At 68.4% G+C, this 12017-nt stretch carries 12 protein-coding genes and 1 tRNA gene; all 13 read left to right on the forward strand.

Annotated elements, in window-relative coordinates; translation table 11 throughout:
* A partial coding sequence (locus L0U85_RS19695; protein WP_241379487.1) for an uL13 family ribosomal protein occupies positions 1–151 on the forward strand: 151 nt, incomplete at its 5' end.
* A gap of 23 nt (positions 152–174) precedes the next feature.
* Positions 175–753, forward strand: a complete 579-nt coding sequence (gene rpsI, locus L0U85_RS21510) for a 30S ribosomal protein S9 (protein ID WP_347177489.1) — start codon at positions 175–177, stop codon at positions 751–753.
* Positions 754–866: 113 nt separating this feature from the next.
* Positions 867–2198, forward strand: coding sequence for a phosphoglucosamine mutase (glmM, locus tag L0U85_RS19705; RefSeq protein WP_241379477.1), 1332 nt, complete (start codon positions 867–869; stop codon positions 2196–2198).
* A 228-nt stretch (positions 2199–2426) separates the two neighbouring features.
* Positions 2427–2591 (forward strand): hypothetical protein, encoded by a 165-nt coding sequence (locus tag L0U85_RS19710; protein WP_241379478.1) that lies wholly within the window; start codon positions 2427–2429, stop codon positions 2589–2591.
* 44 nt (positions 2592–2635) lie between these two features.
* Positions 2636–2710: transfer RNA gene (locus L0U85_RS19715), tRNA-Gln, on the forward strand.
* Positions 2711–2918: 208 nt separating this feature from the next.
* Entirely contained in the window at positions 2919–4358 is a 1440-nt protein-coding gene (gene glmU / locus L0U85_RS19720; protein WP_241379479.1) for a bifunctional UDP-N-acetylglucosamine diphosphorylase/glucosamine-1-phosphate N-acetyltransferase GlmU, read from the forward strand.
* A 99-nt stretch (positions 4359–4457) separates the two neighbouring features.
* Positions 4458–5441 carry a ribose-phosphate diphosphokinase gene (locus L0U85_RS19725; protein ID WP_241379480.1) on the forward strand — a complete coding sequence of 328 codons (984 nt, stop codon included), beginning with the start codon at positions 4458–4460 and terminating at the stop codon, positions 5439–5441.
* A gap of 201 nt (positions 5442–5642) precedes the next feature.
* On the forward strand, positions 5643–6248 hold the full coding sequence (locus tag L0U85_RS19730; RefSeq protein ID WP_241379481.1) for a 50S ribosomal protein L25/general stress protein Ctc: 606 nt from the start codon (positions 5643–5645) through the stop codon (positions 6246–6248).
* Positions 6249–6271: 23 nt separating this feature from the next.
* Entirely contained in the window at positions 6272–6859 is a 588-nt protein-coding gene (gene pth, locus L0U85_RS19735; RefSeq protein WP_241379482.1) for an aminoacyl-tRNA hydrolase, read from the forward strand.
* A 75-nt stretch (positions 6860–6934) separates the two neighbouring features.
* Positions 6935–8431: a sugar transferase gene (locus L0U85_RS19740; RefSeq protein WP_241379483.1), complete on the forward strand. Its 1497-nt coding sequence runs from the start codon at positions 6935–6937 to the stop codon at positions 8429–8431.
* Positions 8432–8510: 79 nt separating this feature from the next.
* Positions 8511–9326, forward strand: coding sequence for a 3'(2'),5'-bisphosphate nucleotidase CysQ (locus L0U85_RS19745; protein ID WP_241379484.1), 816 nt, complete (start codon positions 8511–8513; stop codon positions 9324–9326).
* A gap of 93 nt (positions 9327–9419) precedes the next feature.
* The gene (gene cysD, locus L0U85_RS19750; RefSeq protein ID WP_241379485.1) at positions 9420–10322 is read left to right on the forward strand and encodes a sulfate adenylyltransferase subunit CysD; all 903 of its coding nucleotides are present in this window, start codon (positions 9420–9422) and stop codon (positions 10320–10322) included.
* Positions 10322–11611, forward strand: coding sequence for a GTP-binding protein (locus tag L0U85_RS19755; RefSeq protein ID WP_241379486.1), 1290 nt, complete (start codon positions 10322–10324; stop codon positions 11609–11611). Before cysD ends, L0U85_RS19755 begins: the two co-directional genes overlap by 1 nt.
* Positions 11612–12017: the final 406 nt, after the last annotated feature.

The following is a 12017-nucleotide window of genomic DNA, read 5'->3' on the forward strand; positions in this document are numbered from 1 at the left end:
CAAGGCCGTCGAGAAGGCCGTCCTCGGCATGCTGCCGAAGAACAAGCTCGGCCGCGCCATGTTCAAGAAGCTGAAGGTGTACGTCGGCCCCGGCCACCCGCACACCGCCCAGCAGCCGAAGCCGTACGAGATCAAGAAGATCGCGCAGTAGGCGCGGCTAGGAGCAATTTACCCATGAGCGAAGAGACCCAGGTCCCCGAGACCAACGAGACCCCGGCTCCCGAGGCGGTCGAGACCCCCGAGCCCGTCGCCGAGGCCCCCGAGCCCGTCGCAGAGGCGCCCGAGCCCGTCGCCGAGGCGCCCGTCGAGGTCCCCGCCGACGTGGCTGCGGCCCCGACCGTGCCCAGCGTCCCTGCCGTCCCGGCCGACCGCCCCATCCAGACCGTGGGCCGCCGCAAGCGCGCCATCGCCCGCGTCCGCCTGGTCCCGGGCACCGGCAAGTACGTCGTCAACGGCAAGACGCTCGAAGACTACTTCCCGAGCAAGGTGCACCAGCAGACCGTCGCCGAGCCGTTCGTCACCGTCGAAGCCGGCGACAACTTCGACGTCCTGGTCAACATCAAAGGCGGCGGCGCCACCGGCCAGGCCGGCGCGCTGCGCCTCGGCATCGCCCGCGCCCTCGTCGAGATCGACCCGAACATGCGCCCGGCCCTCAAAGCCGCCGGCTTCCTGACCCGCGACGCGCGCGAGAAGGAAAGCAAGAAGTACGGCCTCAAGAAGGCCCGCAAGGCACCGCAGTACTCCAAGCGCTAGCACCCGGTTCCCCTCTGGAGGGAAACGCGCTAGTCTGCACATGCAACGGGGCTGCCGAGGACATCCTCGGCAGCCCCGATTTCTCTGCCATCCGACAACCGGGGGATGTAACCGTGGCACGACTGTTCGGCACCGACGGCGTCCGGGGACGGGCGAACGCCGACCTCACGCCTGAACTGGCCCTTCGACTCAACATCGCGGCCGCCCGCGTTCTCGGCGCCGCCGAAGACCGCCCGACCGTGGTCGTCGGCCGCGACCCCCGCGCCTCCGGCGAGATGCTCCAGGCCGCCTCCGCGGCAGGCCTCGCCGCCGCGGGAGCCGAAGTCATCGACCTCGGCGTCCTCCCCACCCCCGCCGTCGCACACCTCACCGCAGCCACCGGCGCCGACTTCGGCGTCATGATCTCGGCCTCCCACAACCCCATGCCCGACAACGGCATCAAATTCTTCGCCGCAGGCGGCCGCAAACTCCCCGACGACGTCGAAGACGCCATCGAACGCGCCATGGACGAGCCCGCGCCGCTGCCGCAAGGCGGCGAGGTCGGCCGTATCACCAGCGCCCCGGCACCCGTCGAGACCTACATCGAGCACCTCGTCGCCGTCTGCCCCCACCCGCTCGACGGCCTCAAGGTCGTCGTCGACGCCGCCAACGGCGCCGCCTTCCACGCGGCCCCCGAAGCGCTGCGCCGCGCCGGCGCCGACGTCATCGCGATCAACGCCGAACCAGACGGCCTCAACATCAACGACGACTGCGGATCCACCCACGTCGAAGGACTCCGCGCCGCCGTGGTCGCGCACGGCGCCGACGCCGGCATCGCCCTCGACGGCGACGCCGACCGCTGCCTCGCCGTCGACGCCCGCGGCGACCTCGTCGACGGCGACGCCATCATGGCGATCCTCGCGCTGGCCATGCGCGAGGCCGGGACCCTCAAGGGCGAGACCCTCGTGACCACGGTGATGAGCAACCTCGGCCTCCATCAGGCGATGGGCGCGGCAGGCATCGGGCTGGAGACCACCAAGGTCGGTGACCGCTACGTCCTCGAACGCCTCGGCGAAGGCGGCTTCTCCCTCGGCGGCGAGCAGTCCGGGCACATCGTCCTGCCCGCCCACGCCACCACCGGCGACGGGACCCTCACCTCGATCATGCTGCTCGCGCGCATGGCCGCCACCGGCCGGAGCCTCGCCGAGCTCGCCTCGGTGTTCTCCCCGGCCCCGCAGGTCCTCATCAACGTCCGCGTCGCCGACAAGTCCGTCATCGAAACCGACGCGGTGCGCACCGCCGTGGCCGAATGGCAGGCCAAGCTCGGGTCCGACGGCCGCGTCCTGCTGCGCCCCTCGGGCACCGAGCCGCTCGTGCGCGTCATGGTCGAGGCCTCGGAGGAACCGGTCGCCCAGTCGGTCGCCGCCGAGCTCGCAGCCGTGGTAGAGAACGCACTGATCCGCTGAGCCGCCGCCGGGAGGGGCCCGCCGAGGCGTCTCCACGGTGGTACAAGTGCACTAATCTCTGGTCCCAGACCGCAGCCATCGTCGCCTTCGTCGTTCTGCCGCTGACAGCACTCATCCTGGTGCTCGCCGCGGTGAGCGGGCGCAACAAACTGGTGCGACTGCGCAATATCACCCAGGAGTCGTGGGCGCAGATCGACGTGGAGCTGCGCTACGACCTCCATGGAGTGGATGCTCGCCGACCAACGGGCGCTGTCCTACTCGTGGCGGTTCGAGGGCACGTGGCTGATGACCTTCCGCACAGGCGCACTCAAACTCGAAGAGGTCTTCTTCTACGCCGACTTCCTGATCGACGTGTACGCCCAGGTGCCCCGGCACGTGTGGTCGAACCAATAGCGTTATCCTTGACCGGGCCCGCAGCGAGACGCCGCGGCCCGCATTGGCCCATGGTGTAATCGGCAACACTACTGATTTTGGTTCAGTCATTCCAGGTTCGAGTCCTGGTGGGCCAGCCAGTCAAATGATCCGCATATCGGGGCGGTGCCCTGCAGATCGATTCAAACGTGCCCCCGGGGCGGCACCACCGGTCGGCGCGTCTCGCCGAGGAGGGCCTCAAGGCCCGCCGCCCCGATCAGCGCTCCTTCCAGAGGCATCATTCGGTACCGACCCGTGCAGACGGGTCCTGGCCGTTCACCCGCCCGTCACCGATTAGGATTGCGGATCATGAGCAGTGAGCGTTCGGCGATCATCCTGGCCGCAGGTCTTGGCACCCGCATGAAATCAGCGAAACCCAAGATGCTGCACGAGCTCCTGGGAAGGCCCCTACTCGGCCACGTCCTCAAGGCCACCCGGGCGATCCGGCCCGAACGGCGCATCGTGGTCGTCGGTGCGGCGGCCGACCAGGTCACCGCCTACCTGGACGAGTACGCGCCGGACGCCGAGACGGTCTTCCAGGCCGAGCAGCTGGGCACCGGCCACGCCGTCCGCACCGCGCTCGAAGCCGCGCCCGACCTGGCCGGGACCGTGGTGGTGGCGGCCGGGGACATCCCGCTGCTGCGCCCGGACACGCTGGGCGAGCTGGTCGAGATCCACGAGAAGGCCGGCAACGCCGTCACCGTCCTCACCGCCGTGGTCGACGACCCGTCCGGCCTGGGACGCATCGTGCGCGATGAGGACGGCTCCGTCCTGCGCAACGTCGAGCACCGCGACGCCGACGAGACAGAGCTTGCCATCCGCGAGATCAACTCCAGCGTCTACGCCTTCGACGCAGCCGTCCTGCGCGAGCAGCTAGCGAAGCTGACCACCGCCAACGATCAGGGGGAGGAGTACCTCACCGACGTGCTCGAACTGGCCCGCGAGGCCGGGCACCAGATCGCCGCGTTCGTCGTCGACGACCCCACCGAGGTCCTCGGCTGCAACGACCGCGCCCAGCTCGCCGGGCTCCGCCGGATCCTCCAGGGACGCATCAACACCGAGCTCATGAAGTCGGGCGTCACCCTCGAAGATCCCGAGACCACCTGGATCGACGCCACCGTCAAGGTCGCCCCCGACGCTCTCATCCGCCCCGGATGCCAGCTCAAGGGCGCCACCGCCGTCGACACCGGCGCAGAGATCGGCCCGGACACGACCCTGAACGACACCATCGTCGAGGCCGGCGCGAGCGTCGTCCGCAGCCACGCCGACCAGGCCACCGTCGGCGAGGGCGCCACGGTCGGCCCCTTCTCCTACCTGCGTCCCGCCGCGAAGCTCGGCGAAGGTGCGAAGGTCGGCGCCTATGTCGAGGTCAAGAAGTCCGAGATCGGGCCGGGCGCCAAGGTCCCGCACCTGTCCTACATCGGCGACGCCACCATCGGCGCCAAGGCCAACGTAAGCGCCGGAGTCATCGTCGCGAACTACGACGGCGTCAACAAGCACCGCACCACCGTCGGCGAGGCCTCGTTCATCGGCTCCGACTCGGTCCTCATCGCCCCGGTCGACATCGCCGACGGCTCCTACGTCGCGGCCGGCTCGGCCATCAGCGCCGGTGTCGCCCCCGGTGAGCTCGCCATCGCGCGCGGGCGCCAGGAGAACAAGGAGGGCTGGGTCGCCGCCAAGCGCCCAGGCACCGTCACCGACGAGGCGGCGAAGCGTGCGCTCAAAGACGACGAAGTTGCCAGAGAGTAACGGCACACTTAACACCCCCGTCGGTGTGCGCCGTCGGTTCGGGCAGGAGACACTTGAGCCGTCGAGGTTCGGGTGAAGACCTATGGGGGATCCAACGCCATGGCGAGCATGTCCGCTGTCAACTCCAAGATGCTCATGCTGTTCTCCGGGCGCGCGTACCCGGAGCTCGCGGAAGAGATCGGGAAGCACCTAGGGGTCGCGCCGACTCCCATGAGCGCCTATTCCTTCGCGAACGGCGAGCTGTTCGTCCGCTACCAGGAGTCCGTGCGCGGCTGCGACGCATTCGTCGTCCAGTCCATGCCCGCGCCGATCAACGAGTGGGTCATGGAGACCCTCATCATGATCGACGCGCTCAAGCGCGGCTCCGCCAAGCGCATCACCGTGGTGCTGCCGTTCTATCCGTACGCGCGCCAGGACAAGAAGCACCGTGGCCGCGAGCCGATCTCCGCGCGCCTCATCGCCGACATGCTCAAGACCGCCGGCGCCAACCGCATCCTCACCGTAGACCTCCACACCGCCCAGATCCAGGGCTTCTTCGACGGGCCCGTCGACCACCTCTTCGCGATGGGCACCCTCGCACGCTACGTCGAGGAGAAGTACGCCGACCGCGAGATGGCCGTCGTCTCGCCCGACACCGGGCGCGTGCGCCTGGCCGAGCGCTGGTCCGACCGCCTCGGCGGCTGCCCGATCGCGTTCGTCCACAAGACCCGTGACCCGCTCAAGCCAAACCAGGTCGTCGCCAACAAGGTCGTCGGCGAGGTCGAGGGCCGCACGTGCCTGGTCATCGACGACATGATCGACACCGCCGGCACCATCTGCTCGACCGCCGAGCTCCTCAAGGAGGAGGGCGTCGAGGACATCGTCATCGCCACCACCCACGGGATCATGTCCGACCCGGCCGCCGAGCGCCTCGCCGCCGCTCCCGTCTCTGAGGTCATCGTGACGAACACGCTGCCGCTGCCGGACGAGGTCGCCCGGCTGGAGAAGGTGACGGTCCTGTCGATCGCGCCGCTCGTCGCCAAGGCCATCTGGGAGGTCTTCAGCGACGGCTCGGTCACCACCCTGTTCGGCGGCCTCTCCTAGATCACACCTCGACGCCCGTGGGGAGCGAGGGTCGACGCTCGTAGTAGGCTTGTTGGGTTGCCGACGGCGAGGGTGTCCTCCAAACGGGCGCCGTTATCGACGCAAAGGCGTAGGTCTAACGCTGGACTGTTCTGTCCTTCTGATGCCGACGTGAGCGTCGAGCGCCGCGAGAATTTTTCTGAGAACCAGGGGAGTATTTCCGTGTCCGAAGTTCGTATCAGCGCAGAGCCTCGCACTGACTTCGGGAAGGGCGGTGCGCGCCGTACACGCCGGGCTGGAAAGGTTCCGGCCGTGGTCTACGGCCACGGCGAGAAGCCGAGCCACATCTCTCTTCCCTCGCTCGAGTTCGCCGCGATCCTCCGCAAGGGTGGATTCAACCAGCTCATCGAGATCGAAGTGACAGACGGCAGCCGCGAGCTGGTCATTCCGAAGGACCTCCAGCGCGACCCGCTGAAGGACGAGATCGTCCACGCAGACCTCCTGATCGTGCGCCGCGGCGAAATGATCACCACGGACGTCTACGTCGAGTGGACCGGCGAAGTCGAGAAGGGCGGCCTGGTCGTGCACGAGGTCGACTCGTTGTCGATCGAGGCCGACGCCACCAAGATCCCTGAGTCCATCGAGGTCTCCCTCGAAGGCCTGGCCGTCGGTTCCCAGCGCACCGCCGGTGAGATCGAGCTGCCCGAGGGCGTCACGCTCATCACCGACTCTGAGACCGTGCTGGCCTCCGTCACCGTTCCGCGCGCCGAGGCCGCGGCCGAGGAGACCGAGGAAGAGGCCGAGGGCGAAGCGGCCCCGGCCGAGTAGAGCCGAAGAGCCATACTGAGGACATGACCGACACCTCGACACTGGTGGTCGGCCTGGGCAACCCCGGGCCGAAGTACGCCGCGAACCGTCACAACGTCGGATTCTTGGTCGCCGACGCGCTCGCCCAGCGCGTCGGCGGTCGTTTCGCCGTGAGCCGCAAGGCCCGCGCCGAGATCTGCGAGGCCCGCTTGGGGGTAGGCGGGCCTCGCGTCATCCTCGTCAAACCCCTGACTTTCATGAATCTCTCCGGCGAGGCCGTCGGCCCGATCGCGAGCTACTTCAACGTGGCTCCGGAATCGGTCGTCGCCGTTCACGACGAGCTCGACATCCCCTACGGGCAGCTGCGGATCAAGCGCGGCGGCGGCGAGGGTGGACACAACGGCCTGCGGTCGCTGTCGAAGGTGCTGGGCACCAAGGACTACGTGCGGGTGCGGTTCGGCGTCGGCCGTCCGCCAGGACGCCAGGACGCGGCCGACTACGTCCTCAAGGACTTCGCCAAGGCCGAACGCGCCGAACTGGACCTGAACATCGAGCTGGCCGCAGACGCCGTCGAGGCCGTCATCGAGAAGGGCGTCGAAGCCGCCCAGAACACATTCAATTCGACGAAGTGAAGTTGAACTGAAGCGCCGGCACGTCGTAAAGTGACTTGGCCGTCACTGTTGGTGTCGTCGTTCGTTAGATCGATTGTGACGGCAACAGAGGCACGTGGAGACCTCCTGGCGGCCAGTGGTCCGCCGGGACACGTCTACTCCATCAATCAGCAGGGGCGCAAGTACAGCGGCCCGCCCGCATGGCAGCGCAAGTACTTCACCGGGATCGTCGGCTGCGATATCGCCGCGGGCTTCTTCGGTGCGGCCGTAGCGTTCTCCGCCCGGTTCGGAAACCTCAACGACCACAGCCAGGTTTACGCGCTCGCCCTGATCGCCATGCCCGCCGTGTGGATCGCCGTCCTCGGGCTCTCCCGGGCCTTCGAGAGCCGGTACCTGTTCGTCGGCACCGAGGAGTACCAGCGCGTCGTACACGCCGCGGTGGCGCTCACGGCGGTCGTCGCGCTCGCTTCCTACGGGCTCGAACTGCCGACCTCGCGCGTGTTCGTGCTCATTGCGATCCCAACGGCTGCTTTCACCTCCATTGCCGCGCGCTTCGCGTGGCGCAAGTGGCTGCACCGAATGCGGCGCCAGGGCAGGTGCATGAAGCGCGTCGTCCTGGTCGGCCACGAGTCCTCCGTCGCCGCGCTGATCGTGCAGCTGCGGCGCGAGCACTACCACGGGCTCAACGTGGTCGCGGCCTGTCTGCCGACCGAGCGGGCGCAAGGGGCGCTGCTGGAGTTCGACACCCGGGTGCGCGGCACGTTCGACCGGATCGGCGAGGCCGTCGCGGCCGAACGCGCCGACACCGTGATCGTCCTGTCCTGCCCCGAGATCGACGGGCGGGCGCTGCGCCGCCTCGCCTGGAACCTGGAGCGGTCCGAAGTAGACCTGATCGTCGCGTCGGCGCTCGTGGACGTCGCAGGCGACCGCACCACGGTGCGCCCGGTCGACGGACTCCCGATGCTTCATCTCGACCACGCGAACCTGACCGGCGTGCGCCGCTGGGCGAAGGGCACGGTCGACAAGATCGGCGCGGCTTTCGGGCTGCTGATGCTCTCGCCGCTGCTGCTGGGGGCGGCCTTCCTTATCCGCTGCACCTCACCGGGACCGGCGGTATTCAAGCAGGAGCGCATCGGCAAGGACGGCCAGCCGTTCACCATCTGGAAGTTCCGCACGATGTACACCGATGCCGAGCGGCGCCTGTCCCATTTGGCACACCTCAACGAGAGCGACGGCGTCCTGTTCAAGATGAAGGACGACCCGCGGATCACTCCCGTGGGCAAATACCTGCGCCGCTTCTCGATCGACGAGTTCCCGCAGCTGGTCAACGTGCTGCGCGGCGACATGAGCCTGGTCGGGCCGCGCCCTCCTCTGGCCACCGAGGTCGCCGCCTACGAGGCCGACATGCGCCGCCGCCTGGTCGTCAAGCCGGGCATGACCGGCCTGTGGCAGGTCTCGGGCCGCTCGGACCTGCCGTGGGAGGAGGCGGTGCGCCTCGATCTGCGGTACGTCGAGCACTGGACGCTGTCGCTCGACTTCGTGATCCTGCTGCGGACCGTCACCGCGATTCTGCGGCCCCACGGCGCCTACTGATATCCGAGCAAGTTTCCATTTATCGGGATCACATGGCCAGCATTTGGACGGCGTTGTGACGCAGCGTAGACTGCCATGCATGACCGACGCCCCCGCCAATGACGGTGCGCCCACGGCCACGCCGGAGGCCGCCTCTCCGGACGACGTCGCTTTCGCGGCCGAACTCGCCACCGGTGCAGGGGAGCTGCTCCTCAAACTCCGCACAGAACTCGGCTTCGAGGACCCGCGCGCGCTCAAGGACGCGGGAGACAGCGAGGCCAACGACTACCTGCTGGGCCGCCTCGCCGCCGAACGGGCCGGCGACGCTGTCCTCTCCGAGGAGGGCAAGGGCGAAACGGGTCGCGTCGGCACCGAGCGCCTCGCGGCCGACCGGGTCTGGATCATCGACCCGCTCGACGGCACCCGGGAGTACTCCGAGGCCGGCCGCGACGACTGGGCCGTGCACGTCGGCCTGTGGCAGCGCGGCCTCGGACTCACCGCCTCAGCCGTCGCTCTGCCCGCACAGGATGTGACGTTGCGCACCGATGAGCGTTACAGGGTGCCCGGAGCTCGAGCCGGGCGTCCGCGCATCGCCGTGTCCCGCACCAGGCCTCCGGCTCAGGCGCAGGCCGCGGCCGACGCTCTCGGCGCCGAACTCGTCCCGTGGGGCTCGGCCGGAGCGAAGGCGATGGCCGTCGTCACGGGTAGGGTTGACGCTTATGTGCATGCCGGTGGGCAGTACGAGTGGGACTCGGCCGCTCCGGTCGCCGTAGCGCTCGCCTCCGGCTGGCATGCCACCCGGATCGACGGCAGCCCCCTGCGGTACAACAACCCCGATCCATACCTGCCAGACCTGCTGGTCTGTCGCCCCGACCTGGCCGGGCCGCTGCTCGCGGCCGCGGGCGGGTCGGAATGAGGATCGGCCCGGCTCAACCAGACGCGCCGGGCCGCCGAGAATGACGACGAAACGAACCCCTGCAGGGGTCTTGCTGAGAGGAGTGTTGCGCCGGTGAGCGATTACCGCGTCAGCCATCTCGCCGCGCTGGAGGCGGAGGCGATCTTCATCTTCCGTGAGGTCGCGGCCACCTGTCAGCGCCCAGTACTGCTCTTCTCGGGGGGCAAGGACTCGATCGTCATGCTCCATCTGGCGCAGAAGGCCTTCTCGCCCGCGCCGATCCCGTTCCCGGTCATGCACGTCGACACCGGGCAGAACTTCGACGAGGTCATCGAGTACCGGGACCGAAGAGTGGCCGAAACCGGTGTGCAGCTCCTCATCGCCTCGGTCCAGGACGCCATCGACCGCGGCCTGGTCTCCGAACCCCCGGACGGCACCCGCAACCGCATCCAGACCCCCGTCCTGCTCGAAGCGGCCGAGAAGTACCAGTTCGACGCCCTGTTCGGCGGCGCGCGCCGCGACGAGGAGAAGGCCCGCGCCAAGGAGCGCGTGTTCTCCTTCCGCGACGACTTCGGCCAGTGGGACCCCAAGAACCAGCGTCCCGAGCTGTGGAACCTGTACAACGGCCGGGTCCACCCCGGCGAGCAGATCAGGGTCTTCCCGCTGTCGAACTGGACCGAGCTCGACGTGTGGCGCTACATCGGCGAGCAGGAGATCGAGCTGCCGAGCGTGTACTTCGCCGCCGAGCGCGACGTCGTCGAGCGCGACGGCATGCTGTACGCGGTCAACCGGTTCATCCAGCCGAAGGACGGCGAGCAGGTCTTCACCGAGAAGATCCGCTACCGCACCGTCGGCGACGCGAACCTGACCGCCGGGGTCCGCTCCGACGCCAGCACCGTCGACCAGATCGTCGTCGAGGTCGCCGCCACCCGCATCACCGAGCGCGGCGCCACCCGCGGCGACGACAAGACCTCCGAGGCCGCGATGGAAGACCGGAAACGGGAAGGCTACTTCTGATGACGGACGCTTCGACCTTTGCGCCCGAGGCCGCCGAAGAGGCGACCGAACTGCTGCGCTTCGCCACCGCCGGTAGCGTCGACGACGGCAAGTCCACCCTCATCGGGCGGCTGCTGTTCGACACCAAGACGCTCTTCGACGACCAGTGGGACGCCGTGGAGGCCGTCAGCGCCGGCCGCGGCGACGAGTACACCGACCTGGCGCTGCTCACCGACGGCTTGCGGAGCGAACGCGAGCAGGGCATCACCATCGACGTCGCCTACCGCTACTTCGCGACGCCCGAGCGCAAGTTCATCATCGCCGACACGCCCGGCCACATCCAGTACACGCGCAACATGGTCACCGGCGCCTCGACAGCCGACCTCGCACTGATCCTCGTCGACGCCCGCAAGGGCCTGGTCGAGCAGTCGCGGCGCCACGCGTTCCTGTGCTCGCTGCTGCGTGTCCCGCACATGGTCCTGTGCGTGAACAAGATGGACCTGGTCGACTACGACCAGGAGACCTTCAACAGCATCGAGCAGGAGTTCTCCTCCTTCGCGACCAAGCTCGACATCCCCGACCTCACCGTCGTCCCGATCTCGGCGCTCAAGGGCGACAACGTCGTCAAGCGCTCGGAGAACATGAAGTGGTACGAGGGCCCGAGCTTGCTGCACCACCTGGAGAAGGTCCACATCGCCTCGGACCGGAACCTCGTCGACGTGCGCTTCCCGGTCCAGCAGGTCATTCGGCCGCACTCGAACGACAACCACGACTACCGCGGCTACGCCGGTCAGATCGCCTCGGGCGTCATGAAGCCCGGCGACGACGTCATGGTCCTGCCCTCGGGCTTCACCTCGAAGATCGCCTCGATCGAGACCGCCGACGGCCCGCTCGCCGAGGCCTTCCCGCCCCTGAGCGTCACCGTTCGCCTCGAGGACGAGCTCGACGTCTCCCGCGGGGACATGCTGTGCCGCCCGGGCAACCAGCCGCGCGTCACTCAGGACGTCGAGGCGATGGTGTGCTGGATGGACGAGCAGAAGCCGCTGAGGCTGCGCGGCAAGTACGCCATCAAGCACACCACGGCCGATGTCCGCGCCATCGTCAAGGACGTCCAGTACCAGCTGGACGTCAACACGCTGCACCGCGACGAGACCGCGAGCGAGCTGAAGCTCAATGAGATCGGCCGTGTCACGCTGCGCACCACCAAGCCGCTGCTGTGCGACGACTACCGCCGCAACCGGCTGACAGGCGGGTTCATCGTCGTCGACGAGTCCGACAACCGTACCGTCGGCGCCGGCATCATCGTCTAGACCGCGAAGATCGCTTGAAGGGGCCCGAGCCGTACGGCTCGGGCCCCTTCAAGCGTGAGCGGTATCCCCTCTGCCCGACCGGTGGCCGGCATGCCGCCTGAAAGTCATGCGTGCCAGCCGGTGTCGCCCTGGGCAGACTGGCCCTGCCCGGCCATTCAATCCTCAAAGCATTGCTCTGGGAGGTTGTGAAGGCAGGGCGGCTGCTAGTTGCTCGTGCGCCTGAGGAGGCCGGAAATGGCCCTTCGGGCGCTGGCGGCATCTTCCACGTGGGTGGTTGTTGTGCGCCAAGGGCGGCAGCGACGAGGGCGTGAGTGGATGGGCGGGCCTGGTCTCGGGCCGCCTGGCGGAGTGAGGTCGGGCGAGAGTTCCTCGTGTTGTGTTGCGCGGCAGGCGGTCCGGGTCCCGA

This window comes from Glycomyces sp. L485, assembly GCF_022548875.1.
Taxonomy (GTDB): domain Bacteria; phylum Actinomycetota; class Actinomycetes; order Mycobacteriales; family Micromonosporaceae; genus Glycomyces.

Coding starts and splice junctions, on each gene's coding strand:
- rpsI (WP_347177489.1), top strand. CDS start 175: ATGAGCGAAGAGACCCAGGTCCCCGAGACCAACGAGACCCCGGCTCCC.
- L0U85_RS19755 (WP_241379486.1), top strand. CDS start 10,322: ATGACGGACGCTTCGACCTTTGCGCCCGAGGCCGCCGAAGAGGCGACC.
- glmU (WP_241379479.1), top strand. CDS start 2,919: ATGAGCAGTGAGCGTTCGGCGATCATCCTGGCCGCAGGTCTTGGCACC.
- L0U85_RS19745 (WP_241379484.1), top strand. CDS start 8,511: ATGACCGACGCCCCCGCCAATGACGGTGCGCCCACGGCCACGCCGGAG.
- L0U85_RS19710 (WP_241379478.1), top strand. CDS start 2,427: ATGCTCGCCGACCAACGGGCGCTGTCCTACTCGTGGCGGTTCGAGGGC.
- pth (WP_241379482.1), top strand. CDS start 6,272: ATGACCGACACCTCGACACTGGTGGTCGGCCTGGGCAACCCCGGGCCG.
- L0U85_RS19725 (WP_241379480.1), top strand. CDS start 4,458: ATGGCGAGCATGTCCGCTGTCAACTCCAAGATGCTCATGCTGTTCTCC.